Origin of the sequence: Microbacterium azadirachtae, assembly GCF_025583665.1 — a bacterium.
Classification (GTDB): domain Bacteria; phylum Actinomycetota; class Actinomycetes; order Actinomycetales; family Microbacteriaceae; genus Microbacterium; species Microbacterium azadirachtae.
Map to the genome: position 1 here is coordinate 1,399,005 of NZ_CP099706.1, position 24,505 is coordinate 1,423,509.

Genomic DNA, 24,505 nt, shown 5'->3' on the forward strand with positions numbered 1-24,505 from the left:
CGCGAGACGCCGGTGTGGAAGCGTTCGGAGTCGCCGCGACCGGATCCGGGCTCATTGGAAGTCACGGGAGTGGTGCGGCACGCCCACCTGCAGTGCTTCGAACGCGTCGGCGAGCAGGTTCGTGACCCCCTCGGGCGAGCGCTCCAGGATGCCGCGCACGATCAGCGCCGGCGCTTCGCGTGCGATCCGGCGGTAGCGCATCCACACCCCCTGGGTGCAGATCACGTTCACCAGCCCGTGCTCGTCCTCGAGATTGAGGAAGGTGACCCCGCCCGCCGTCGACGGGCGCTGCCGATGCGTCACCAGCCCTGCCGTCTCGACCCGCCGGCCGTTCTCGTGGGTGCGCAGCGAGGCCGAGGTGAGCACCCCGCGTGCGTCCAGCTCGGGTCGGAAGTGGGCGAGCGGATGGTCGTCGGTGGAGACCCCGGTGGCCCAGAGGTCGGCGGTGAGGAGCTCGTAGCTGGTCTGATCGCCGAACAGCGGCGGCTGCACGGCGACGACCGTGTCGGGCAGATACCGCGCGCGGTCCTCCGCAGCGGACCCGGCCAGCCAGATCGCCTCCCGGCGCTGCAGGCCGAGGGAGTCGAACGCCCCCGCGGTGGCCAGGGCCTCCACCTGTGCGGCGGTGAGATCGGTGCGCCGTACGAGATCGTTCAGGTCGCGGTACGGCCCCCGGGCGTCGCGCTCGGCCACGATCCGCTCGGCCGTCTTCTCGCCGATCCCGATGACGCCCGCGAGGCCCAGCCGCACGGCGAAGCGGCCGTCCCTGCGGTGCGCCGCGCTCTCGTCGGGCGCCTTCGGATCGAACGGATCCGCCTTCGTGCCGGGAGGACGCGGCGCGCGCTGGTGCACGCAGGCATCCAGACCGGTGCGCCCCGTCACGGCGGGGTCGACGGGTTCCAGGGTCTCGGCCGCACCGGACAGCCGGATGTCCGGGCGGCGCACCTCCACCCCGTGCCGCCGGGCGTCGCCGGTGAGCGTCGCCGCGGAGTAGAAGCCCATGGGCTGGGAGCGCAGGAGGCCGGCGAGGAACGCCGCGGGGTAGTGCAGCTTCAGCCAGGAGCTCGCATACACGAGCAGCGCGAAAGAGAGCGAGTGCGACTCCGCGAAGCCGAAATCGGAGAACGCCTGGATCTGCGCGTAGATGCGGTCGGAGGTCTCCTCGTCCAGCCCGTGCCGGCGCATGCCGGAGTACAGGCTCTCCCGGATGCTGTCGATCTTCTCCAGCCCCCGTTTCGAGCCCATCGCCCGACGCAGGGTGTCGGCCTCGTCGGCGGTGCAGTCGCCCAGAGTGGTCGCCATCTGGATGAGCTGTTCCTGGAACACCGGGATGCCCAGCGTGCGCTCGAGCACCGGCTTCAGCTTCGGGTGCGCGTAGACGACGGTCTCCTTGCCGAGCTTGCGACGCACGAACGGGTGCACCGCGCCGCCCTGGATGGGGCCGGGGCGGATGAGCGCGATCTGGATCGCGAGCTCGTAGAACTCCCGCGGCTGCAGACGGGGGAGGAGCCCCATCTGCGCGCGGGACTCGACCTGGAAAACTCCGATCGTGTCGGCGCGGCAGAGCATGTCGTAGACCGCGGGCTCCTCCTTGGGCAGCGAGTCCAGCGTCCACTCCTCGCCGGTGGCCTCGCGGACCAGGTCGAAGCAGTGCCGCAGGGCGGAGAGCATCCCGAGCCCCAGCAGATCGAACTTCACCAGGCCCATCCAGGCCGCCGCGTCCTTGTCCCACTGGATCACGGTGCGCTTGTCCATGCGGGCGTGCTCGACCGGGACGACCTCGCCGACGGGCCGCCGGGTCAGCACCATGCCGCCCGAGTGGATGCCCAGATGACGGGGCGCCCGCAGCAGCTCGTCGGCGTAGGAGACCACCTGCTCCGGGATGTCGTGATCGGGCACGGGACTCAGATCCAGCCCCCAGCGCTCCACTTGACGCGACCAGGCGTCCTGCTGTCCCGGGGAATGCCCGAGGGCGCGGGCCATGTCGCGCACCGCGTTCTTCGGACGGTACTGGATGACGTTCGCGACCTGCGCCGCGTTCTCCCGGCCGTACTCCTCGTAGACCCACTGGATGATCTCCTCGCGCCGCCCCGAGTCGAAGTCCACGTCGATGTCGGGCTCCTCGGTGCGGGTCGTGGCGAGGAACCGCTCGAAGGGAAGCCCGTACAGGATCGGATCCACCGCGGTGATGCCGAGCAGATAGCAGACCACGCTCGCGGCGGCGGAACCGCGTCCCTGGCAGAGGATCCCTCGTCTCTTCGCCTCCGTGACGATCCCGTGCACGATGAGGAAGTAGCCGGGGAAGTCCTTCTCCTCGATCACGTCCAGCTCGCGGGCGATGCGGGCGCGGCCCTCGGCGGTGAGCGCCTTGGGGCCGCCCTCGGGATAGACCGAGGGCACCGCCGCCCAGACGAGGGCGCGCAGGTGGCTCATCGGGGTCTCGCCCGCAGGCACGCTCATGGTGGGCAGGGCGGGTTTGGCGCGACGCAGCGGGAAGGCGCACGCCTCGGCGATCTGCAGGCCATGCGCGATCGCCCCCGGATACCGGGCGAAGCGGGCCGCCATCTCCGCCCCCGACCGCAGATGGGCCGAGCCATGGGCCGGCAGCCAGCCCTCGAGCTCGCGCATGCTGCGGGTGGCGCGCACCGCGGAGATCGCCTCGGCGAGCTCCGCCCGATCGGGGGTGGCGTAGTGCACGTTGTTCGTCGCCACCACGGGCAGACGGTAGCGGGCGGCGAGCTCGGCGAGGGCGTCGTTGCGGCGGGTGTCCCGCGGATCCCCGTGGTCGATGAGCTCGACGGCGACCCGGTCCGCGCCGAACAGGTCGACGAGGGTGCGCAGCGCCCGCTCCGCCCCCTCCGGTCCTTCTCGTTCGAGGGCGGAGCGGACGGCGCCCTTGCGGCAGCCGGTGAGGATCGTCCAGTGTCCCTCCGCGCGGTTCGCGAGCGCTTCGATGTCATAGAACGGGCGCCCCTTCTCACCCCCGCGCAGCTGCGCCTCGGTGATCGCGGCGGACAGCCGGTGGTATCCCTCCTCTCCGCGGGCGAGCACGAGCAGATGCTCGCCCAGCGGATCCGGAAGACCGCGGCGCTCCGGAGGCGGCCGGCGGACGGTGCCTCCCCGGGCGCCGGATTCGTCCGGCGCGGAGCCGGGGAGCGACAGCTCCGCGCCGAACACCGTCTGCAGCGGCGGGACGGGATCGGCCTCCGTCGTCCCCGGCTCCGAGTCCTGCTCCGCGTTCAGGAGGGATTCCGCGGCCTCGGCGAAGGCCGCGGCTCCGTAGAAGCCGTCGTGGTCGGTGATCGCGAGGGCGGTGAGCCCCAGCCGCTGCGCCTCGGCGATGAGGTCCTCGGGGGAGGAGGCCCCGTCGAGGAAGGAGTACGAGGAGTGGGCGTGCAGTTCGGCATAGGGCACGGCGTCCGCAGGCCGAGGGATCCGGCCCAGCCGGATCGGCGGGCGCTTGTGCATGCGGGACGGGGCGTCCACGGCGATCTGCTGATGCAGCGGCTCCTTCCCGCTGAGGGTGCGCTCGAGCGCCGACCAGGACATGTCAGGGTTGTGGAAGCCCATCAGTGGTACCTCCCCTCGGCCAGCCATCGCCCGCCGCGATCTTCTTCGGGATCGACGCCGCCCCCGCCGGCATCGGCGAGATGCAGCACGAGCCAGGCCCTGTCCTGCTCGTCGACGAGCTGCAGGCGCTCGCCGCGGAGCGCTCCCGTCGCATCCCCGCGCCGATCCCGCACCGGCCACGGCCCTGCCCAGGACCGCACCGGGCAGGAGTCCACCGCCGCCGGAGCCGCGCTGAGCAGACCCCGCGCATCGACGGAGACCGGGGTGCCGTCGGCCGCGGTCACCGTGATCGGCCGAGGCGGCACGAACACCTCCGCCGGGAGCGGGTCGGGCAGCTGTCCCGGCCAGGGGTGATCGGCGGGGCGCGCAGGCACCGCCCGCTCGCCCCAGGGGGTGAGCTGCTGCCGGTCGGCGACGAGGCGCCCTCCGGCGACGATCGCCGTGACCACGCCCTCGTGCCCCAGCAGGGTCTGCACCCGTGAGACCGCGTGGTGCAGGCGCTCGTCGGTGCCGGATCCGAACAGGCCCGGCTGGTGATGGGCGGCGTCGTCGACGGCCACCGGGGCGATCCGCACCCGGGCGATGCCGCGGAAGCGATGCGCCTCGTCGTCGTCCCCGGCCGCGGCGGCGGCCAGCGACTCCAGCTGCCAGCGCACCCGGTCGACGAGGTCCGAGGCCTCGAAGCATGTCGGATGCAGCCAGGTGCGCGAGGTCACCTCGTCGTCGTCGTCCGTGAGGTCGATCCGCACCTCCGTGCACACCAGAGAGGCCTTCGCGAGGGCGAGGATCACGGCATCGGCGCTCTGCCGGACGGCGAAGGCGATCTGGTCGGACTGGGCCAGCGGAGTCTCGAACTCGATCTCCGCGGCGAGTTCCGGATCCGGGGGGCGTGGAACCACGGGGCGGGAGTCCGCTCCTGCGGCCAGCGCATGCAGACGCGCCCCGTGCTCGCCGAAGCGCTCCCGCAGCCGTGCGGCCCCCAGGGCGGCGAGCTCGCCGAGGGTGCGCACACCGAGGCGGAGCAGCAGCGCCGTCACCTCCGGATCCTGCAGGGCGTGCACGGGCAGCGGAGCGAGGAACGCGGCGGACGCTCCGGCCTCCACCACGAGCACCGGATCCGCCCCGCGCGCGGCGAGCTCGGCGGTGAACGGACCGTCGGCGATCCCGATCCGCACGTCGGGATGCCCTTCCGACGCGAGCAGGGCGTGCAGGGCGCCGGCGGCCTCCGCCTCGCCGCCGTGGAAGCGGGCGATCCCGCGGGCGCGGAGCAGGGCGAGACCGGGGCGGAGCAGCTGCACGCCGGGGGCCTGCGCCTCGATCAGGCGCAGCACGGGGAGGAACGCGCGTTCGTCGCGGCCCGGATCCGCGGGGACGATGCGCAGGCTCGGCAGCAGCCCCTGCGCTTCGCGGCGGCGCTGCCCGATCCGCACCCCCTGCGCCCGCGCCGCCGCGCTGCAGGCGACGACCCTGTTCGCGTGCAGGATCGCCGCGGGCTCGGTCGAGGAGGCCCCCAGTGCGGCGCGCAGCGGCCAGTCGGGGAACCACAGCACGATCACCCGGACCGGTTCCCGCGTGGGGCCGCTCATCCGGCCACCGCCAGGAGCTCCGGCGCAGCGACGGACGGACGCGCATCGGCGGCCGCGGGCGGCCGCGGATCGGCGGAGGCGGACGGGAGCGGAACGAGCCGGGGCGTGACGGGGGCGATGACCTCGACCTCGCCGGGAGCACCGGATTCCACCCGGCCGTGGGGATCGGGCAGCCGCACGCGCACGCTCTGCGGGATCGGGGACCGCCGGGTGTGCGCGGTGACCGTCACCTCGCATTCCTCCAGGACTCCCCAGCCGTCGCCGAGCCCCTGCCAGCAGGGGTCGTGGACGCGGATCGACCCCTCGCTCTGGGGCCAGCCCGCGAACCCGGCGTCCGGGGTGCCCGCGACGGTTCCGGACACGACCAGCAGCGTGCAGCCGCGATCCCGCAGCCGGGCGTTCAGGCGGCTCAGCTCCGCCTCCCGCACGGCGGTGGAGGGGCGGACCGCGATGAGCGGGATCACCTCGCTCAGCGCGGAGACGACCGAGAGCCAGCGGGCACCGGGTGCGGGCACCAGCAGGAGTCGCTCCAGATCCACGCCGTGCCCGGCCAGCGCTTCCACGCCCAGGGTGGGCATGCCGACGGCGGCGCACCACGCCCCGGTGCGAGAGGCTCCGGCGAGCAGGGCGCCGATGAGTCCGGGGGAGGGGGAGAGCGAGTAGGCGGTGCCGACCTGGAGGCCGCCTTCGGGCAGGATCGGCTCGAGCGCCGTGGGCACCGGGATCAGCGGCAGGTCGCTCCGTCGTCGCTGCATCCGGGTGATCTCCCGGCGCAGGCGCAGCACATCCGCGACCCGGTCGTCGGTGTCGGCGGCGGGGGCGATCATGGAAGCGAGAGCCATCCCCATGCACTCCATTCTCGAATATCTCTTCGAATACTGCAACGACAGAGACGACGATAATCCGTACATCCGACATGGTCGAATCGAATGGGAGCGAGGGGCGGACGGCTACGCCGGGCCGGTGCGGATCGAGTTCGACATCGCTCAGACGAGCGGGCCGGCCTCCTGGCGGACGTCCTCGTGCAGATGGGCGATGCGCAGCGCCGAGTCCGCATCACGGCGCAGCACGGCGGTGTTGCGGGACAGCTCGGGGGAGACCACGGCCCCCTGCGCATCCGTTCCGTCCACTCGCAGCCACCACGTCGCGACGACGACGCCGCCGATCTCCCGCACGCCGAGGTCGACGATCGTGAGGGCCGTCTCCGTCCAGGCCGGCGAGGGCGGATCCGACAGGCTCGAGGCCCTGCTCCGGCGCAGCGCGGCGAGCTCGTCCAGGCCGGTCACCAGGGGGTCCGCGGCGGAGTCGAAGATCGTCACGTCCTCGGCGAGACGGGCGTCGATCGCCGCGGGATCACCGCGCAGGTAGTCCTCGTACATCGCGGACAGCAGCCGGTGCACATCCGCATGCAGTGCGGCGGGGGAGGTCTGATCCATCGAGCGCGAGGCTACCAGCTGCACGTGCAAGGGCCGTCTGTCAACCCTTTGACCCTCTCCGGCCGCGCGGGTAGACAGGAGGTTCCGGCGACGCGATGCGGAGGAGGGACCCCATGCGGGTGAAAGCGGCGATGCAGTCCCTGATCCGGACGATCGGGAAGACCAAGGAGCTCGATCCGGCCGCGGAGAAGCTCAGCGGCTGGGTGGATGCGGCCACCCGATCCCCGGCCGTGAAGAACGCGCTCTCCGGAGCCTGGCTCGGTCATCAGGTGCACCCGATGCTCACCGACCTGCCGATCGGCGCCTGGGGCGCCGCCGCCGTGCTCGACCTCACGGGGGCGGATCCGGCGGCCTCGCGCCGCCTCGTCGGGCTCGGCATCCTCGCATCCGCGCCGACGGCGGCGGCAGGGGCGTCGGACTGGTCGGCCACGATCGGATCCGCCAAACGGGTGGGACTCGTCCACGCCGCAGCGAACGCGACCGCCTCCGCCCTGCAGATCACATCGTGGCTCCTGCGCCGCCGGGGGCACCACGGCGCAGGGAAGGCGCTCAGCCTGCTGGGGCTCGGGCTCACCCTGGGCTCGTCCTATCTCGGCGGCCACCTGTCGTTCGTGCGCGGCACCGGGGTCAATCACACGGCGTTCCAGCCGACGGTCCGGCGCTGGATCGACGTGGGCGCAGACGCCGATCTCGCCGAAGGCGCGCGGACACGGGTCATGGCGGGCGACGTCCCGGTGCTGCTGGTGCGCATCAACGCCCGGCTGCATGCGATCTCGGCCGTCTGCACGCACGCCGGCGGCCCCCTGGACGAGGGCGAGCTCGGGGCGGACGGGTGCGTCACCTGCCCGTGGCACGGCAGCCGGTTCCGCATCGACGACGGCGCGGTGCGGCGCGGACCGGCGAGCGTTCCCCAGCCGCGCTGGGAGGCGAAGATCGAGGACGGGCGGATCCTGCTCCGCTCGGCCTGAAACGCTCCTCGGCCCGGTTCTCCACAGGGCAGGAACGCGCGCTCCGCGGATCTGCGAAGGTGGCCCGCATGGATCCTGCAGGCGTCATCGTCGTCCTTGCGCACCTCGGGCTGCTCGGCGTCGGCGTCCGGCTGACCGTGATCGACGTGAGCACGCACCGGCTCCCCGACCGGATCGTGCTGCCCGCGCTCGCCGGTGCGCTCCTGCTCGCGCTCGCCGGAGCGCTGTTCTCGACGATGGGCGGGCGGCTGCTCGGGGCGCTGTGGGGCATGCTGCTGCTCGGCGGCTTCTACGCCGTGCTGCGCGCGATCAGCCATGGCGGCATGGGCGGGGGCGACGTGAAGCTTGCCGCCCTGCTCGGCTTGGTGCTGGGATGGCATGGATGGTCGGCGCTCGTCGTCGGTGCCGCTGCGGCGTTCGTGCTCGGTGCCGTCCATGCGCTCGCGCTGCTCCTCCTGCGCCGCGCCACCCGGTCGACGCACATCGCGTTCGGGCCGTGGATGATCGTCGGCGGTGTGCTCGGCGTCGCCGCGGCGTGATCGCGCTCCTCGGCGACGCCGGGGGATTAGGGTGAGCACATGGCACTCGCACGGCTTCACGGCGGCCCGCTGGACGGGCAGATCATCCCCCTCGGATCGGCGGACGACGAGATCGCGGTCCCCTACAGCGAGACGCTGCTCGTCTACAACAAGCGCGGCGAGCCGACCCACACCGGAGAGCACGACGGGCCCACCGAGTACGCGTACTGGTACCAGGGATCCCAGGACGACCTCAATCCTGCGGATGTCTGAGCCCTCCCGCACCGTCGAGATCGAGCGCAAGTACGACGTCGACGGCAGTACCCCGCTGCCGTCGTGGGACGCGATCCCCGGTGTCGACGCGGTGTCCGAGGGCGAGCTCCGCGAGCTGGACGCACGCTACTTCGACACCTCCGGGGGAGACCTCGCGCGTGCCGGCGTCGCGCTGCGGCGCCGCAGCGGGGGACCGGATGAGGGGTGGCACGTCAAGGGCCCGCGCACCGGCGACGGGCGCGTCGAGCTGGGCTGGCCGCTCGGCACCTCCGATGAGATGCCGGCGCCGCTCGCCGAGGTCGTCGCCCAGTGGACGACGGCGCCGCTGCTCCCTCTCGCCCGCATCGAGAACGCCCGCACGGCGTACCGGCTCCTCGGCCCCGGCGGCGTGGTCGCGGAGTTCGTCGACGACCGCGTCCGCGGCACGGATCTGCGCGGGCTCTTCGGCCCCGCGGGGACGACGCGCGAGTGGCGCGAATGGGAGATGGAGCTGGGCCCCGCGGCGCCTTCGGACCCGCAGGGCCGGAGCGCCTTCTTCCGTGCGGTGGAGCAGGCTGTGGCCGCAGCCGGCGGACGCCCGTCGCCGTCGGGATCGAAGCTGGCCCGCGCGCTCGGCTACTGAGGGCACGCCCGGGCCTGACAGCTCGGGCGAGGATCCGCAAGACCCTTCCCGCGGGTGCGGGAGGCGTGCTTGAGTGGGCAGCATGAGCAGCCCCGCGGTGCTGAGGTCCCTGCAGACGGTCGTCCCGGAGACGGTCCTGCACCAGAACGAGGTGCGCGACGTCTTCGCCGCGCAGCCGGAGCTGTCGCGGCTCGCGCGGCGCATCGTCAGCACGTCCTTCGACGGATCCGGCATCGACACCCGGCGCACGGTGCTCGGCGAGCTCACCCTGGCCGACACCGGGGCGGATCCCGTCTTCTTCGACCGGTCCACGGGGACCCTGCTGTCGCCCGCCACGGGCGTCCGCAACGACATCTACGTCCGTGAGGCCCGTCGGCTGTTCGTCGCCGCGGCGCGGGCGGCCCTCGACGCCGACCCGGAGATCGGCCCGGCCGACGTGACCCACGTGATCACCGTCTCCTGCACGGGCTTCCATGCGCCGGGGCCGGAGTACGAGATCGTGCGCGCGCTCGGCCTCTCGGACGCGGTGCAGCGCTTCCACCTGGGCTTCATGGGCTGCTACGCGTCGATGCCGGCGCTGCGGGCGGCGAGCCAGTTCTGCGCCGCGGATCCGGACGCCGTGGTGCTGGTGGTCAGCGTCGAGCTGTGCACGCTGCACCTGCGCTCCTCGGAGGATCCGGATGTGATCGTCGCCTCCTCGCTCTTCGCCGACGGGGCGGCGGCGGGCATCGTCACGGCCCGCCCGTCCGCCGTGCCCGGCCTGCGGCTCGATCGCTTCCACACCGCGATCGCCCCGGAGGGGGAGAAGGACATGGCGTGGACGATCGGCGACCACGGCTTCGAGATGATCCTCTCCCCGCGTGTGCCCCAGGTCATCGGCGAGACGATCGTGGCGGCGCTGCGTCCGCTGTACGCCGAGGAGCTGAGCGCCCCGTTCGAGGACGGCGCGATCGGCGAGCACGTGCGGCACTGGGCGATCCATCCCGGTGGGCGCAGCATCCTCGACCGCGTGCAGGACCGGCTGGGGCTCAGCGACGCGCAACTGCACCCCGCGAGGGAGACCCTGCGGACGAACGGCAACATGTCGAGCGCGACCGTGCTCTTCGTGCTGCGGCGCATCCTCGAGGAGGAGGGCGCACAAGACGGGGATCGCGTGTCGGCGATGGCCTTCGGGCCCGGGCTGACCGCCGAGAGCGCCCTGATGACCGTGGTCGGCGCGGAAGGCGATGGGCGCTGACCTCTCCGCACGCGCCGTCGGCGTGAGCGAGCTCATGGACGATCCCGCCGCGGATGCGCGCATGCTGGAGCGCACCTATCGGCGATTCGGAGCGGTGAACGCGGTGGTGTCGCGGCCCGGGGCGCTCTACCGTGCGGATGTGCGCCCCCGGGCGCGGCGACGACGTGACACGGGATCCGGCCGGCTGCGGATCCTCGACGTGGGGGCCGGCGGCGGGGATCTGTGCCGCGCGCTCGCCGTCCGCCTTCGCCGTGACGGGTTCCCGGCCGAGATCACGGCGCTCGACGTGGATCCGCGTGCCGTGTCCTGGGCGCAGGCGCACGATCGGGGCGCCGGCATCGGGTATCGCTGCGCACCCGTGGCGGAGCTGGTCCGCGACGGGGAGGTGTTCGACGTGGTGCTGTCGAACCACGTGCTGCATCACCTGGACGAGGACGGCCTTGCCGGGATGCTGGAGGACACCCGACGTCTCGCTGCCCCGCACGGGCTCGTCGCGCATCACGACATCTCCCGCAGCAGGGGCGGATACGTCGCGTTCGCGGCGGGGACGTGGCTGCTCGCCGGCACGGTCCTGGCCGGGTCGTTCATCCGCGAGGACGGTCTGACCAGCATCCGCCGCTCCTACACTCCCGACGAGCTCGCCGCCGTCGCGCCGGCCGGATGGGAGGTGCGCCGCGGATTCCCCTCGCGGCTGGAACTGCGCTGGGAGCAGGACGATGCCGTCGCCTGAACCTGTGCTCGATCACGAGGTCGTCGTCGTCGGCGCCGGCCCCGTGGGGCTGCTGCTGGCCTGCCTGCTCGCGCAGGAGGGCATCGACGTCGTGGTCTGCGAGCAGCGCGACGGCGAAGACGCCCGCAGCCGGGCGATCGGGATCCACCCGCCCGGGCTGGAGGTGCTCGAGCGGGCGGGGGTCGGGGCTGCCGCGCGCGCCGAGGCGCTGGCGCTCACCGGAGGCGACGTGCTCAGTCGCGGGAGGGTGCTCGCATCGCTCGCGTTCTCCGCGGCGAGGCCGGTGCTGGTGCTCCCGCAGCGGCGCACCCACGCGCTGCTGCGGGAGCGGCTCGACACGATGGCGCCGACGGTGCTGCAGGCGGGCCGTGCCGTGCGAGGCGTGCGCGACGAGGGTGACTTCGTACGGCTCCGGATCGATGCGGGCGGAAGACGCCGCGAGCTCACGGCCGCCTTCGCCGTGCTCGCGGACGGCGTGCACAGCGGCCTGCGCACCGAGCTCGGCATCGCCTGGCGGCGACGCGCGGGGCGTGCGCGGTACGCGATGGCCGACGTCCCGGATCCGCAGGCGGGGACCAGGGCACTGCTGCACTGCGGGCCCGCGGGTCTGGTGGAGTCGTTCCCGCTGCCGGCGGGCATGCGGCGATGGGTGGTCCGCTCGGCCGACGGTGAAGACCTCGCCACCGGGTCCGGATTCCGAGACGCGATCCGCCGACGCACGGGGGAGGATCCCGAGATCGGATCCGACATCGCGCCGGTCGCGTTCGTGGCCGCGCAGCACCTCGCCGGCGCGGCGGCGCGGGGCCGTATCGCGCTGGTCGGCGACGCCGCCCATGAGATCAGTCCGATCGGCGGACAGGGGATGAACCTGGGCTGGGTCGACGCGGGCCGGCTCGCGACGACGCTGCGCGATGCGCTCGCCCGACGTGACGCGGATCTCGGCGACTACGCGCGCGTGACGGTGCGCGCGGCACGGGCCGCCCAGCGACGCAGCGCGTTCTACATGGCGATGGGCGCCCCGGCGGGCGGACTCCCGCTGCTCCTGCGCGAGACGGTGATCCGCACCCTCGGCTCGCGTCCGCTGCAGAGCTGGGCGGCGGGCCTGGTCACGATGCGCGGACTCTGAGCGCCGCCGGGACGACGAGGGCCGGCCGCGCAGGAAGCGCGACCGGCCCTCGTCCCGATCGGGATCCGATCAGAGGTTGATCATGTGGCCTGCGAGGCCGTGGAAGGCCTCCTGCAGGGCCTCGGACAGCGTCGGGTGCGTGTGCACGTTGCGGGCCGCCTCGAGAGCGGTGAGGTCCCACTTCTGCGCGAGGGTCAGCTCGGGCAGGAGCTCGGACACGTCGGGGCCGATCAGGTGCCCGCCGATGAGCTCCAGGTGCTCGGCGTCGGCGATGAGCTTGACGAAGCCGACCGGCTCGCCCAGGCCGTTCGCCTTGCCGTTCGCGCTGAACGGGAACTTCGCGACCTTGATCTCGCGGCCCTCGGCGCGCGCCTGCTCCTCGGTGAGGCCGAAGCTGGCCACCTGCGGCTGGCAGAACGTGGCGCGCGGCATCATGCGGTAGTCGCCCAGCGTCATGGTCTCGGCCTTGCCGATGGTCTCGGCGGCCACGACCGCCTGGGCCTCGGCGACATGGGCGAGCTGCAGCTTGGCGGTCACGTCGCCGATGGCGTAGATGCCGTCGACGTTGGTGCGCATGTGGTCGTCGATGTCGATGGCGCCGCGGTCGGTGAGCTTCACTCCGGTCTTGTCGAGGCCGTAGCCGTCGACGTTCGGCGCGAAGCCGACCGACATCAGGACCTTGCCGGCGGTGATCTCGCCGGGCTGGCCGTCGCGGGTCTCGTACGTGACGTGCACGGAGGAGCCGTTGTCGGTCACGGTCTTCACCGCGGTGGAGGTGAGGATGTCGATGCCGAGCTTCTTGTACTGCTTCTGGATCTCCTTGGAGACCTCGACGTCCTCGTTCGGGAGGGCGCGGTCGAGGAACTCGATGATGGTGACCTTGACGCCGTAGTTCGCCAGGACGTAGCCGAACTCCATGCCGATCGCGCCGGCGCCGACGATGACGATCGACTCGGGCAGGTCGCGGGTGAGGATCTGCTCCTCGAAGGTCACGACGTTGTCGCTGAGCTGCACGCCGGGGAGCAGGCGCACGGTCGAGCCGGTGGCGATGATCACGTTGTCGAACGTGAGCTCCTCGGTCGACCCGTCCGGCTTGGCGACCGAGATCGACTTCGGACCGGTGAAGGTGCCGCGGCCGTCGTACTCGGTGACCTTGTTCTTCTTCATCAGGAAGTGGATGCCCTTGACGTGGGTCTCCGCGACCTTGCGGCTGCGGTCGAACGCCGCGCCGAAGTCGAAGTGCACGTCGCCGGAGATGCCGAAGAACTCCGCCTTGTGGGTGAAGGTGTGCGCGATCTCGGCGTTCTTGAGGAGCGACTTCGAAGGGATGCACCCCACGTTGAGGCAGATGCCGCCCCAGTACTTCTCCTCGATGATCGCGGTGGACAGGCCGAGCTGGGCGCTGCGGACAGCGGCGACGTAGCCGCCGGGGCCAGCGCCGAGGATGACGACGTCGTAGTGTGGCATGCCCCCAGCCTACCGTTCGCCGAAGGCGCTCCGGGCGGAGGTTGCGGGCCTGAACCGGCTCCCGATGGCGGCGGGCTTCCGATAGGCTGGAACGCCAGAGGAGGGGTGCACAGTGACTCAGAACGACGTTCCCGAAGGCGCCGTCCGCCGCGGCGGAGAACCCGCGCACGACACCACGCAGACGTTCGGACACGACTCCGACCTGTCGTTCGTCCCGTTCGGCGCCGAGCTGACGGAGGTCGAGCAGGCCGCGATCGCGGCGCTCCCTTCCGGCTCGGCCCTGCTGCTGGTCCGCTCCGGCGCGCTCGCCGGTGCCCGTTACCTGCTGGACACCGCGGTGACCACGGTCGGCCGGCACCCCGAAGCCGACATCTTCTTCGACGACGTGACCGTGTCGCGCCGTCACGCCGAGGTCATCCGCACCGGCACGGCGTTCGAGATCATCGACCAGCGCTCGCTGAACGGGACCTACGTGAACGGCGAGCGGGTGGACCGCAGCGCGCTGCGGAACGGGTACGAGGTGCGGGTCGGCAAGTTCCGGCTGAACTTCTTCGCCTCGCCCGTGGACCTCGCGCAGGCGAACGACTGATGGCGGCATCAGCCGCCGAGCGCGCCGCCCCGGCAGGGCTGCTGAGCATCGGCCAGGTGCTGGCGCGCCTCACCCCGGAGTTCCCCGATGTGCGCGCCTCGAAGCTGCGCTTCCTCGAGGAGAAGGGGATCGTGAACCCGGTGCGCACCGCGTCCGGGTATCGCAAGTTCTCCGCGGCCGACCTCGAGCGCATCCGCATCGCCCTCACCCTGCAGCGCGACCAGTACCTGCCGCTCAAGGTGATCCGCGAGCACCTCGACGCCCTCGAGGCGTCCGGTGCGACGCCGGAGCTTCCGGCGTCGATCGTGCACGGCCCGCGACGCTACCGTCGCGATGAGCTGGTGAGCGCCGCAGGCGCCACGCACGCCCTGCTGGGCGACGCCGTCTCGAGTGGCATGCTGCCGGCGGCTGAGGCCTACCCCGAGTCCGCGGTGTCCCTGCTGCGGGCGCTCGTGGCTCTGGAGGGGCACGGCATCGGGCCGCGCCATCTCCGGCCCCTGCGGCAGAGCGCCGAGCGCGACGTGGCGCTGGTGCAGTCGGCGCTGTCTGCTCTGCTGCGCCGCACGGACACGCCGTCGCGCGCACGGGCGAGCGAGATGGCCCCGGAGCTGGCCTCCCGCCTGGACGAGGTGCGCGCCCTGCTGGTCAAGGACGGCATCGGCCGACTGCTGTCGTAACGAACTGATTGCGACACACCCTCCGCTCCCACCGGATGTCGTTGTCGCCGGTGCTGGGCTGTTCTAGCGTGGAGTCATCGACTTTCAGGTTGTGGTTGAAGGATCTTGTGCCTTCGGGATTGAGGAGGATGCCATGAGCGCCGAGGAACGGGGCGATGGACCGTCGTTCGGGGACGATCTCCTCTTCACCGACGGCCTCCCGGCCATGGACGACGAGGTGGGGTACCGCGGTGCGGTGGCCGCCCGCGCCGCCGGCATCACCTACCGTCAGCTCGACTACTGGGCCCGCACCGAGCTGGTCGTCCCGACCGTCCGCGGAGCGAGCGGATCCGGATCCCAGCGCCTCTACGGCTTCCGCGACATCCTCGTCCTGAAGCTCGTCAAGGAGCTGCTGAACACGGGCATCTCGCTGCAGCAGATCCGCACGGCCGTCGATCAGCTCCGTGCCGCCGGGATCCGCGATCTCGCCGGCACCACGCTGATGAGCGACGGCGCGTCGGTGTACCTGTGCACGTCGAACGACGAGGTCATCGACCTCCTCAGCCGCGGCCAGGGCGTGTTCGGCATCGCCGTGGGCAAGGTCTTCCACGAGGTCGAGGCGACGCTCGTCGAGTTCGACGCACTCGTGCCGGATCCCCTCGACGACCTCGCCGCGCGCCGCGCCCGTCGCACCGCCTGAGCACCACTCCTCAAGCGAAAGAGCCGGCCCCCGAGGGGACCGGCTCTTTCGCTGTGCGCGGTCGTCGCTATCGGCGCGTCAGACGCGCGTGTCGTCGGGCAGGGCGATGCGCCCCGTGCGGATCACGCGGTCCAGGAGGGTGTCGAAGTCGGCCGCGAGCTCCTGCGCGGAGTCGCCGGGCCAGATGTGCAGCGGCTTCGCCGCGCCCTGCGCCTGCTGCAGGGAGGTGCGCTCGGGCAGCTGCGGGCTCAGTACGAGAGGGCCGAACATGTCGCGCAGCTCCTTGATCCGGAACTGGTGCTCGATCGACTGCGGCCGCACGCGGTTGACCACGATGCCGAGCGGCTGCAGACGGGGCGAGAGGCCGCGACGGATCTCCTCGATCGCACGGAGGGCGCGGTCGGCGGCGGCGACGGAGAACAGTCCCGGCTCGGTGACGACCATGACGCGGTCGCTGGCAGCCCAGGCCGTGCGGGTGAGCGCGTTCAGCGACGGTGCACAGTCGATGAGCACGAGGTCGTAGTCGGCCTCGACGGCCGCGAGGGCCTCCTCGAGCTTCCAGACGTCGCGCACGCTCGGGTGCGGGCCGTCGAAGTTGATCGCGGACGGGCTCCCGATGAGCACGTCGATGGTTCCGGGGTGCACCTTGGCCCAGCCGGAGGAGGTGATGGCCTGTCGGACCACCTTCTCCTTGGGGTTGGCCAGGACATCGGCGATGTTGAGACGGCCGGCGACCTGGATGTCCATGCCGGTGGAGACGTCGGACTGCGGATCGAGGTCGACCACGAGGGTCCGGACACCGCGGGCGAACGCGGCCGAGGCGAGGCCGAGGGTCACGGTCGTCTTGCCGACACCGCCCTTGAGGGAACTGACGCTGAGTACGTGCACGGACTCCACGTTACCTTCCTCTAGGCTGAGGAAACACTCAGCCCCCCGATGCGCGTCGTCGCGCAGAACAGTGTTCGAGGTGCCATGTTCCAAAAGATCCTTGTGGCCAATCGTGGTGAGATCGCCATTCGCGCGTTCCGAGCCGCTTTCGAGGTGGGTGCGAAGACGGTCGCCGTCTTCCCCTGGGAGGACCGCGGGTCTCTCCACCGCCAGAAGGCGGACGAGTCCTATCAGATCGGCGAGGTCGGGCACCCGGTGCGGGCGTACCTCGACGTCGAGGAGATCATCCGCGTGGCGCTGTCCAGCGGCGCGGACGCGATCTACCCCGGCTACGGCTTCCTGTCGGAGAACCCCGAGCTGGCCGCTCGCGCGGCGGAGAACGGCATCGCCTTCATCGGCCCGCCGGCGCGCGTGCTGGAGATGGCCGGCAACAAGGTGACCGCGAAGCAGCATGCGGTCGCCGCGGGCGTCCCGGTGCTGCGCTCGACCGACGCCTCGGATGATGTCGACGCACTGGTCGCGCAGGCGGAGGGGATCGGATTCCCGATCTTCGTCAAGGCGGTCGCCGGAGGCGGAGGGCGCGGCATGCGCCGCGTCGAGTCGATCGGCGATCTCGCGCCGGCGCTGGCCGAGGCCATGCGGGAGGCGGGGAGCGCGTTCGGCGACCCCCGGGTCTTCCTGGAGCAGGCGGTGCAGCGTCCGCGGCACATCGAGGTGCAGGTGCTCGCGGACGGCACGGGGAACACCGTGCACCTCTTCGAGCGCGACTGCTCGGTGCAGCGGCGTCACCAGAAGGTGGTCGAGATCGCCCCGGCCCCGAACCTCGACGAGTCGATCCGCACGGCGCTGCATCGGCATGCCGTGGCCTTCGCCCGCTCCATCGGCTACGAGAACGCCGGCACGGTCGAGTTCCTGCTGGAGACGGCGGGGGAGCGCGCCGGCGAGGTCGTGTTCATCGAGATGAACCCGCGGATCCAGGTCGAGCACACGGTCACCGAGGAGGTCACCGACGTCGACCTCGTGCAGTCGCAGATCCGGATCGCGGCGGGGGAGACGCTCATCGACCTGGGCCTGGAGCAGGACGACATCCAGCTCCGCGGCGCGGCGCTCCAGTGCCGCATCACGACCGAGGACCCGGCACAGGGCTTCCGCCCCGACACCGGCCGCATCACGACCTACCGCTCACCCGGCGGGGCGGGGATCCGCCTCGACGGAGGCACGACGGCGGCGGGATCGCAGATCAGCCCGCACTTCGACTCGATGCTCGCGAAGCTCACCTGTCGTGGCCGTGACTTCCCCGCCGCGGTCGCGCGCGCGAAGCGCGCCCTCGCCGAGTTCCGCATCCGCGGGGTCTCCACCAACATCCCCTTCCTGCGCGCCGTGCTGGACGACCCGGCCTTCGTCGTCGGCGACCTCTCGACGCTGTTCATCGAGGAGCGGCCGCAGCTGCTCACCAGCAACCCCTCGAGGGATCGCGCGACCCGGCTCCTGAAGTGGCTCGGCGACGTGACGGTGAACCGGCCCTACGGCGACAAGCCGCTGTCCCCGTCGCCGGGCAGCAAGCTGCCGGCCATCGATCTGAGCGCGGCGCCGCCCGCCGGTGCACGCGATCGGCTGCTGCAGCTCGGTCCGGCGGGCTTCGCGCGTGCCCTGCGCGAGCAGACGGCGCTCGCGGTGACGGAGACGACGTTCCGCGACGCGCATCAGTCCCTGCTCGCCACCCGGGTGCGCACGCGCGACCTGGTGCGGGTGGCGCCGCACGTGGCGCGCATGACGCCGCAGCTGCTCTCGATCGAGGCATGGGGCGGCGCCACCTACGACGTCGCGCTGCGCTTCCTCGCCGAGGACCCGTGGGAGCGCCTGGAGGCGCTGCGCGAGGCGCTGCCCAACATCCCGCTGCAGATGCTGCTGCGCGGCCGCAACACGGTGGGGTACACGCCGCGTCCGGTCGAGGTCACGAACGCTTTCGTGCGCGAGGCCGCGTCGACCGGGGTGGACATCTTCCGCATCTTCGACGCGCTCAACGACGTCGCGCAGATGCGCCCCGCGATCGATGCGGTGCTGGAGACGGGGACCGCGGTCGCCGAGGTCGCCCTCTGCTACACCGGCGACCTGCTGGATCCCGCGGAGGACCTGTACACGCTCGACTACTACCTGCGCCTCGCGGAGCAGATCGTCGAGTCCGGCGCCCACATCCTCGCGATCAAGGACATGGCGGGGCTGCTCCGGCCTGCGGCGGCCGCGCGACTCGTCGCCGCGCTGCGAGAGCGGTTCGACCTTCCTGTCCAGGTGCACACGCACGACACCGCGGGCGGGCAGCTCGCCACGCTGCTGGCGGCGAGTGCCGCCGGCGCCGACGCGGTCGACGCGGCCGCGGCTCCCATGTCCGGCACGACCAGTCAGCCGTCGCTGTCGGCGCTCGTGGCGGCGCTCGCGCACACCGACCGCGACACCGGGCTGGATCTCCAGGCGGTCAGCGACCTGGAGCCCTACTGGGAGGGCGTGCGTCAGCTCTACCGTCCCTTCGAATCGGGTCTGCCCGCTCCGACCGGGCGGGTGTACCACCACGAGATCCCGGGCGGACAGCTGTCGAACTTGCGGCAGCAGGCGATCGCCCTGGGCCTCGCGGACCACTTCGAGCGCATCGAGGACATGTACGCCGCGGCGGACCGGATCCTCGGGCGGATCCCCAAGGTGACCCCGTCGTCGAAGGTCGTGGGCGATCTCGCACTGGCCCTCGTCGCCGCCGGCGCCGACCCGGCCGACTTCGAGCAGAACCCGCAGAACTACGACATCCCCGACTCGGTGGTCGGCTTCATGGCCGGTGAGCTGGGCGACCTGCCCGGCGGATGGCCCGAGCCGTTCCGCTCCAAGGCGCTGGCCGGCCGCACCGTGTCGATCGACGTGGTCCCCCTCTCGGAGGAGGAGCAGCGCGCGCTCGACGGGGAGAGCCTGGAGCGGCGCCGCACGCTCAACCACCTGCTCTTCCCCGGGCCCGCCGCGGAGTTCGAGCGCACCCGCGCGGCGTTCGGAGATCTCTCCGCGCTCGGCACGCCCGACTACCTGTACGGGCTCATCCCCGGCGAGGAGCATGTCGCGGAGATCGATCCGGGCGTCCAGCTCTACGTGGGCCTCGAGGCGATCGGCGAGGCTGACGAGAAGGGCATCCGCACCGTGATGACCACGCTCAACGGACAGCTGCGCCCGGTGTTCGTGCGGGATCGCTCGATCAAGGTCGACGCGCGCGAGGTGGAGAAAGCCGACACGTCGAAGCCCGGCCAGGTGGCGGCGCCCTTCTCGGGAGTGGTCACGCTGAAGGCCGAGGTCGGCGCCACCGTGACCGCCGGCGAGCCGGTCGCCTCGATCGAGGCGATGAAGATGGAGGCGGCGATCACCGCTCCGGTCGACGGCGTCGTCGAGCGCCTCGCGATCGGGGCCACGCAGCAGGTCGACGCGGGGGATCTGCTCATCGTCATCCGGCCGGCCCAGACCGCCTGACGCTCCGGGCGGGCGGCGCGATGCCGCCGCCCGCCCGGCTCCCCGTCGTGTGCGCGTCCATGAGCGTGCACTAATCTTGTGCGGGCGATGCGCTCGGCCAGAGCGCGTCGCGGGGGAGAAGCAGAGCACCATGACCACAGACCGCAGACACACGCAGAGCGAGGACGCCGAGGATACGCTCGGGGTCCTCGACAGCACCGGCGCCATCGGCACGGCCGACATCGGGCTGCTCGGCGAGGCGACCGCACAGGTCCCCGTCGCGCTTCCCGTCACCGACGAGGACGATCTCGTCGACGACGATGTGACCGAGGGCGAGGCGTTCGCCGACCTCGTGCTCGAAGCAGATCCTGCCGCGTTCGTCCGGGAGGACGACGGCATCGGCCGGATCCACCAGGGCGCGGGCATCTCCGACATCGTGATCGAGATCCCCGCGATCGCCGCGGACGAGGCGGTCGTCGTGGCGGAGCTCGTCGACAACGACGAATCCGCGGAGGAGCCGACGTCGACCGCCGTACCCGAGGGCGACGTGGACGACGCGCCCGAGGGCGTCGCTGAGCACGCACCGGGTCAGGACGCGAGCCCTGAGCCCGACGAGGAGCCGGAGTCCGACGCGTCACCGGAGCCGGAGTCGGAACCCGAAGAGGAGCCCGAGCCGGAGTCCGACGTCGCACCGGTCGACGCGGACGCGCATCCCGACGAGGTCGACGACGCCGCCGACGCCGCGCCCGAGGACCTCCCCGTCGCGGACGTCGCGGACGCCCCTGAGGAGCCGTACGCGGAGCCGGACCCGGTCTCCGAGGTCTCGGAGCGCGCTGCCGATCCCGCCGAGGACCGCACCGCCCGCGAATCCGAGGACATCGAGGTCGAGGTCAAGGGATCCGGATCCTTCGCTGCCCGGCCCACGCCCGCCGAGCCGACCCCGCCGGCCGCGGACCTGTCCGAGGTCCCGGTCGACGCCGATCCTGCGGACGGGACCTCCGACGAGGCGGTCGTGCTGCGCGCGGTCGAGCCCGTTCTCGCGCCGGTCCCCGCGGCGCACATCGCCGCTCCCGCGGTCGAGGAGGAGATCATGACCGATGATCACGCCCGTGTGCCCGAGCCCGAGCTCGCCGCGCGCCGGCTGGACCAGCTGAGCGACCGGCAGAGGGAGAGCGCGGATCTGCTCACCGCCGACCGGCTGCTGGACACGTCGCGCCTCGCGGGGCCCGAGCCGGAAGGGCTGTGGAGCCACCTGCTGTACACGATCTCCGGCCGCCGCATCAATCTCGGCGACGGCAAGCGCGCGCAGCAGCGGAAGGCGCTGAGCGCCCGCATCGCCGCGCCCCTGCCCGGCACGGCCCGCTTCGTCCCGGTGCTGAGCCGCAAGGGAGGCGTGGGCAAGACGACCGTGACGGCGCTGCTCGGCATGGCGCTCGCGGACGCCCGCGAGGACCGGGTCATCGCGGTCGACGCGAACCCCGACCGCGGCACGCTCGCCGATCGCATCGCGCGCACCAACACCAAGACCGTGCGCGACCTGGTGCGCATCCACGACCAGGTCACCGGCTACCACGACATCTCCGCCGTGGTCTCCCGGGACGCGACCCGTCTGGACGTGCTCGCGTCGGACACCGATCCGCGCGTCTCGGAGGCGTTCAACGACGAGGACTACGACCAGGTCGCCTCGGTCGCCGCCCACTACTACTCGCTCGTGCTCACCGACACCGGCACCGGAATCGTGCACGCGGTGATGGGGGCGACGCTGGATCGCGCGGACACCATCGTGATCGTGGCCGGCCTCAGCGTCGACGAGGCGCGTCTCGCCTCCGAGACGCTGACGTGGCTGGAGACCAACGGCTATGCGGACAAGGTCCGCGACGCCGTCGTGGTGCTCAATCAGTCCACCCCCGGATCCCCGATGGTCCGGCTGAGCGAGCTCGAGGCGCACTTCCGCACCCGGGTCGCGCATGTGCTGCGGATCCCGTACGACCCGCGCATCGCCGCGGGCAGTGCGATCTCGTTCGCGGCGCTCCAGCCCGAGACCCGGCAGGCGGCACGCGAGCTGGCGGCGGTCGTGGTCGAGGGCCTGAGAGCGCAGGCCGCCTGATGACGGTCCGTGAGATCCGCCTGTTCGGCGACCCCGTGCTGCGCACCGTCTGCGCCGAGATCGAGACCATCGACGACGGCGTGCGTGCGCTCGTCGCCGACCTCGTCGACACCGTCGAGCTGCCGGGGCGCGCCGGCGTCGCCGCCCCTCAGATCGGGGTGGCGCTGCGGGCGTTCAGCTACAACATCGACGGCGACATCGGCTACGTGCTGAACCCGGTGCTCACGGAGGTGCGCGGCGAGCCAGTGCCCACGGGCGAGGGCTGCCTCTCGGTGCCGGGTCTCTGGCATGATGCGCTGCGGCACCCGTGGGCCCGTGTGGAGGGCATCGATCTCGACGGCGAGCCCGTCGTGCTCGAAGGGGAGGGTCTTCTCGCGCAGGCGCTGCAGCACGAGACCGACCACCTCGACGGGAAGGTGTACCTGTCCCGGCTGGATCCGGAGACGCGCAGGATCGCGATGCGCGAGGTGCGCGAGAGCTCCTGGTTCTGACGCGGCGCGTCGCGACGAACGAGGAAGGCCCGGGGATCCGCAGCGGATCCCCGGGCCTTCCTCGTCGAGGCACTCAGCCCAGCGGCACCGTCGTGGTGGCGGTGGTCTCGTTGTAGATCTCGGCGACCTGCGGGGCGAAGTCCTTGAGGATCACGTTCCGCTTGATCGACAGCTTCGGGGTCAGGTGGCCGCTGGTTTCCGTCCACTCCGTCGGCAGGATGGTGAACTTGCGGATCGACTCGGCCCGCGACACCCGGGTGTTCGCGGTGTCGATCGCGCGCTGCACCTCGGCGCGCACCGCGTCGTTCGTCGCGGCGTCGGCGAGGGACATGTCGGCGGGCAGGCCGTTGTTCGCGAGCCAGGCCGGCAGCATCTCCGGGTCGAGCGTCACGAGGGCGCCGATGAACGGCTTCTGGTCGCCGACGACGACCACCTGGCCGACGATCGGGTTGGCGCGGATCGGATCCTCCAGCGCTGCGGGGGAGACGTTCTTCCCGCCCGCGGTCACGATGATCTCCTTCTTGCGCCCGGTGATGGTGAGGAAGCCGTCGTCGTCGAACGATCCCAGGTCGCCGGTGCGGAACCAGCCGTCGTCGAACGCCGCCTCCGTGGCCTCGGGGTTGTTCCAGTACTCCTTGAACACGTTGACGCCGCGCACCTCGATCTCGCCGTCATCGGCGAGGCGCAGGCCCACGCCCGGCAGTGCGGGGCCGACGGTGCCGATCTTCGCCTTGTGCGCGGTGTTCACGGTCGCGGGCGCGGTGGTCTCCGTGAGTCCGTAGCCCTCCAGGATCGTGATGCCCAGGCTGTGGAAGAAGTGGCCGAGCCGGGCGCCGAGCGGCGCCGAGCCGGAGATCGCATACTGCACGTTGCCGCCCATCGCGGCGCGCAGCTTCGCGTACACGAGCTTGTCGAACAGGGCGAACTTGATCCGCATCCCGAGCGGGATCTTCGCGCCCTCCTCGAGGAGGCGGGAGTGCTCGATGGCCACGGCGGCGGCGGCGCGGAAGATCTTGCCCTTGCCCTCGCCCTCCGCCTTCTGCTCGGCGGAGTTGTACACCTTCTCGAAGACGCGCGGCACGGCGAGCAGGAACGTGGGCTTGAAGGAGCCGAGGGCGGGGAGCAGCTGCTTCGTGTCCGGCTGGTGTCCGGTGCGCACGCCCGCGTGGATGTCCAGGATGGAGATGAACCGGGCGAACACGTGCGCCGTGGTGATGAACAGCACGGTCGACGCGCCTTGGATCGAGACCACGTCGTCGAGCGACTTGGCCGCGTTGCGGGAGAGCTCGACAAAGTTGCTGTGCGTGAGCACGCAGCCCTTCGGGCGTCCCGTCGAGCCCGACGTGTAGATGAGCGTGGCGATGTCGGCGCCGTTCGCGATGTTGCGCCGGCGCTCGATCTCGTCGTCGGCCACCTCGGAGCCCTGCGCCGTGAGCTGGGCGATGGCCCCCAGGTGCATCTGCCAGACGTCGCGGATGAGGGGCAGATCTCCGCGGACCTCGTCGAAGCGCGTGAAGTGCTCGGGAGACTCGACCAGGAGCGAGATCGCTCCCGAGTCCTCCAGGATCCACTGGATCTGCGACGGCGAGCTGGTCTCGTAGATGGGCACCATGACCGCGCCGGCGTAGAAGAGGGCGAAGTCGACCAGCGTCCACTCGTAGGTGGTGCGAGCCAGGAAGCCCACCTTCTCGCCCGGCTGGATGCCGGCGGCGACGAAGCCCTTCGCGAGGGCGACGACCTGGGTGCGGAACTCGCTCGCCGTGATGTCGCGCCAGCCACCCCGCTCCGGGACGGAGAACAGCGCGAGATTCGGGGTCTTCTGCACCCGCTGCTCCAGGAGATCGGTGATGTTGTCCTCGGGTGCGGCTTTCACGATCGCGGGGACTTCGAACTGGACCACGGCAACTCCTTCGGGGCCGGACGGGTACGTGCTTCTCAGGAGTCTATGCCACGCGGCGCCTGGGGACGAGGCGGCACCGGTGGGATCCAGTCGCACGAAGTGTGAAACTGCGTCGCACGGCTCGAGCTCGCCCTCGTCAGGGCCGCGACGGCGGGATAGACTGC

General features: G+C 71.9%; 20 protein-coding genes. 13 read left to right on the forward strand and 7 right to left on the reverse strand.

Features of this window, described 5'->3' with window-relative positions; genetic code table 11:
* Positions 1-51: 51 nt before the first annotated feature.
* The 4 genes from NFX31_RS06640 to NFX31_RS06655 form a co-directional block, all read right to left on the reverse strand.
* Positions 52-3,570 (reverse strand): error-prone DNA polymerase, encoded by a 3,519-nt coding sequence (locus NFX31_RS06640; protein WP_262957048.1) that lies wholly within the window; start codon positions 3,568-3,570, stop codon positions 52-54.
* A complete protein-coding gene (locus NFX31_RS06645) occupies positions 3,570-5,156 on the reverse strand; it encodes a DNA polymerase Y family protein (protein ID WP_045252389.1) in 1,587 nt (528 codons plus the stop codon). Before NFX31_RS06645 ends, NFX31_RS06640 begins: the two co-directional genes overlap by 1 nt.
* The gene (locus tag NFX31_RS06650; protein ID WP_262957049.1) at positions 5,153-5,998 is read right to left on the reverse strand and encodes a hypothetical protein; all 846 of its coding nucleotides are present in this window, start codon (positions 5,996-5,998) and stop codon (positions 5,153-5,155) included. The genes NFX31_RS06645 and NFX31_RS06650 overlap by 4 nt, the downstream gene beginning before the upstream one ends.
* 144 nt (positions 5,999-6,142) lie before the next feature.
* Positions 6,143-6,592, reverse strand: a complete 450-nt coding sequence (locus NFX31_RS06655; protein ID WP_045252457.1) for a YybH family protein — start codon at positions 6,590-6,592, stop codon at positions 6,143-6,145.
* Positions 6,593-6,705: 113 nt separating this feature from the next.
* Here NFX31_RS06655 and NFX31_RS06660 point away from each other — a divergent pair, with 113 nt between their 5' ends.
* From NFX31_RS06660 to NFX31_RS06690, 7 genes are all read left to right on the forward strand, one after another.
* A complete protein-coding gene (locus NFX31_RS06660; RefSeq protein WP_262957050.1) occupies positions 6,706-7,560 on the forward strand; it encodes a Rieske (2Fe-2S) protein in 855 nt (284 codons plus the stop codon).
* A 68-nt stretch (positions 7,561-7,628) separates the two neighbouring features.
* Positions 7,629-8,099, forward strand: a complete 471-nt coding sequence (locus NFX31_RS06665) for a prepilin peptidase (protein WP_045252388.1) — start codon at positions 7,629-7,631, stop codon at positions 8,097-8,099.
* Between the two features lie 39 nt (positions 8,100-8,138).
* A complete protein-coding gene (locus NFX31_RS06670; RefSeq protein WP_045252387.1) occupies positions 8,139-8,351 on the forward strand; it encodes a hypothetical protein in 213 nt (70 codons plus the stop codon).
* Positions 8,344-8,973: a CYTH domain-containing protein gene (locus NFX31_RS06675; protein WP_262957051.1), complete on the forward strand. Its 630-nt coding sequence runs from the start codon at positions 8,344-8,346 to the stop codon at positions 8,971-8,973. Before NFX31_RS06670 ends, NFX31_RS06675 begins: the two co-directional genes overlap by 8 nt.
* A gap of 82 nt (positions 8,974-9,055) precedes the next feature.
* Positions 9,056-10,210, forward strand: coding sequence for a type III polyketide synthase (locus NFX31_RS06680; protein ID WP_045252385.1), 1,155 nt, complete (start codon positions 9,056-9,058; stop codon positions 10,208-10,210).
* A complete protein-coding gene (locus tag NFX31_RS06685) occupies positions 10,200-10,940 on the forward strand; it encodes a methyltransferase domain-containing protein (RefSeq protein ID WP_045252384.1) in 741 nt (246 codons plus the stop codon). The genes NFX31_RS06680 and NFX31_RS06685 overlap by 11 nt, the downstream gene beginning before the upstream one ends.
* 4 nt (positions 10,941-10,944) lie before the next feature.
* Positions 10,945-12,066, forward strand: a complete 1,122-nt coding sequence (locus NFX31_RS06690; RefSeq protein WP_175491156.1) for an FAD-dependent oxidoreductase — start codon at positions 10,945-10,947, stop codon at positions 12,064-12,066.
* A 69-nt stretch (positions 12,067-12,135) separates the two neighbouring features.
* Here the strand turns inward: NFX31_RS06690 and lpdA are convergent, their stop codons facing one another.
* Positions 12,136-13,533 (reverse strand): dihydrolipoyl dehydrogenase, encoded by a 1,398-nt coding sequence (gene lpdA / locus NFX31_RS06695; RefSeq protein WP_262957052.1) that lies wholly within the window; start codon positions 13,531-13,533, stop codon positions 12,136-12,138.
* 112 nt (positions 13,534-13,645) lie between these two features.
* Here lpdA and NFX31_RS06700 point away from each other — a divergent pair, with 112 nt between their 5' ends.
* The 3 genes from NFX31_RS06700 to NFX31_RS06710 all read left to right on the forward strand — a co-directional run bounded on the left by NFX31_RS06700 (position 13,646) and on the right by NFX31_RS06710 (position 15,478).
* On the forward strand, positions 13,646-14,122 hold the full coding sequence (locus NFX31_RS06700) for an FHA domain-containing protein (RefSeq protein WP_045252382.1): 477 nt from the start codon (positions 13,646-13,648) through the stop codon (positions 14,120-14,122).
* Positions 14,122-14,799, forward strand: coding sequence for a transcriptional regulator FtsR (ftsR, locus tag NFX31_RS06705; protein WP_045252381.1), 678 nt, complete (start codon positions 14,122-14,124; stop codon positions 14,797-14,799). Before NFX31_RS06700 ends, ftsR begins: the two co-directional genes overlap by 1 nt.
* Before the next feature lie 133 nt (positions 14,800-14,932).
* Positions 14,933-15,478, forward strand: a complete 546-nt coding sequence (locus NFX31_RS06710) for a MerR family transcriptional regulator (protein WP_045252380.1) — start codon at positions 14,933-14,935, stop codon at positions 15,476-15,478.
* A 78-nt stretch (positions 15,479-15,556) separates the two neighbouring features.
* On the opposite strand, the gene NFX31_RS06715 is transcribed toward NFX31_RS06710, so the two are convergent.
* A complete protein-coding gene (locus NFX31_RS06715; RefSeq protein ID WP_045252454.1) occupies positions 15,557-16,366 on the reverse strand; it encodes a ParA family protein in 810 nt (269 codons plus the stop codon).
* 84 nt (positions 16,367-16,450) lie between these two features.
* Between NFX31_RS06715 and NFX31_RS06720 the strand changes: the two genes are divergently transcribed.
* The 3 genes from NFX31_RS06720 (at position 16,451) to NFX31_RS06730 (ending at position 22,441) form a co-directional block, all read left to right on the forward strand.
* Entirely contained in the window at positions 16,451-19,864 is a 3,414-nt protein-coding gene (locus NFX31_RS06720) for a pyruvate carboxylase (RefSeq protein WP_091475709.1), read from the forward strand.
* Positions 19,865-19,994: 130 nt separating this feature from the next.
* Complete coding sequence (locus NFX31_RS06725) at positions 19,995-21,950, forward strand: MinD/ParA family ATP-binding protein (protein WP_262957053.1); 1,956 nt, start codon at positions 19,995-19,997, stop codon at positions 21,948-21,950.
* Positions 21,950-22,441, forward strand: coding sequence for a peptide deformylase (locus NFX31_RS06730; RefSeq protein ID WP_045252377.1), 492 nt, complete (start codon positions 21,950-21,952; stop codon positions 22,439-22,441). The genes NFX31_RS06725 and NFX31_RS06730 overlap by 1 nt, the downstream gene beginning before the upstream one ends.
* A 73-nt stretch (positions 22,442-22,514) precedes the next feature.
* Here the strand turns inward: NFX31_RS06730 and NFX31_RS06735 are convergent, their stop codons facing one another.
* On the reverse strand, positions 22,515-24,341 hold the full coding sequence (locus tag NFX31_RS06735; RefSeq protein WP_262957054.1) for an AMP-dependent synthetase/ligase: 1,827 nt from the start codon (positions 24,339-24,341) through the stop codon (positions 22,515-22,517).
* Positions 24,342-24,505 lie beyond the last annotated feature (164 nt).

Excerpts from the sequence above, each read along its gene's own strand:
- NFX31_RS06640 (WP_262957048.1), bottom strand. The coding sequence starts at position 3,570 with ATGGGCTTCCACAACCCTGACATGTCCTGGTCGGCGCTCGAGCGCACC.
- NFX31_RS06645 (WP_045252389.1), bottom strand. The coding sequence starts at position 5,156 with ATGAGCGGCCCCACGCGGGAACCGGTCCGGGTGATCGTGCTGTGGTTC.
- NFX31_RS06650 (WP_262957049.1), bottom strand. The coding sequence starts at position 5,998 with ATGGCTCTCGCTTCCATGATCGCCCCCGCCGCCGACACCGACGACCGG.
- NFX31_RS06655 (WP_045252457.1), bottom strand. The coding sequence starts at position 6,592 with ATGGATCAGACCTCCCCCGCCGCACTGCATGCGGATGTGCACCGGCTG.
- NFX31_RS06660 (WP_262957050.1), top strand. The coding sequence starts at position 6,706 with ATGCGGGTGAAAGCGGCGATGCAGTCCCTGATCCGGACGATCGGGAAG.
- NFX31_RS06665 (WP_045252388.1), top strand. The coding sequence starts at position 7,629 with ATGGATCCTGCAGGCGTCATCGTCGTCCTTGCGCACCTCGGGCTGCTC.
- NFX31_RS06670 (WP_045252387.1), top strand. The coding sequence starts at position 8,139 with ATGGCACTCGCACGGCTTCACGGCGGCCCGCTGGACGGGCAGATCATC.
- NFX31_RS06675 (WP_262957051.1), top strand. The coding sequence starts at position 8,344 with ATGTCTGAGCCCTCCCGCACCGTCGAGATCGAGCGCAAGTACGACGTC.
- NFX31_RS06680 (WP_045252385.1), top strand. The coding sequence starts at position 9,056 with ATGAGCAGCCCCGCGGTGCTGAGGTCCCTGCAGACGGTCGTCCCGGAG.
- NFX31_RS06685 (WP_045252384.1), top strand. The coding sequence starts at position 10,200 with ATGGGCGCTGACCTCTCCGCACGCGCCGTCGGCGTGAGCGAGCTCATG.
- lpdA (WP_262957052.1), bottom strand. The coding sequence starts at position 13,533 with ATGCCACACTACGACGTCGTCATCCTCGGCGCTGGCCCCGGCGGCTAC.
- ftsR (WP_045252381.1), top strand. The coding sequence starts at position 14,122 with ATGGCGGCATCAGCCGCCGAGCGCGCCGCCCCGGCAGGGCTGCTGAGC.
- NFX31_RS06710 (WP_045252380.1), top strand. The coding sequence starts at position 14,933 with ATGAGCGCCGAGGAACGGGGCGATGGACCGTCGTTCGGGGACGATCTC.
- NFX31_RS06720 (WP_091475709.1), top strand. The coding sequence starts at position 16,451 with ATGTTCCAAAAGATCCTTGTGGCCAATCGTGGTGAGATCGCCATTCGC.
- NFX31_RS06725 (WP_262957053.1), top strand. The coding sequence starts at position 19,995 with ATGACCACAGACCGCAGACACACGCAGAGCGAGGACGCCGAGGATACG.
- NFX31_RS06730 (WP_045252377.1), top strand. The coding sequence starts at position 21,950 with ATGACGGTCCGTGAGATCCGCCTGTTCGGCGACCCCGTGCTGCGCACC.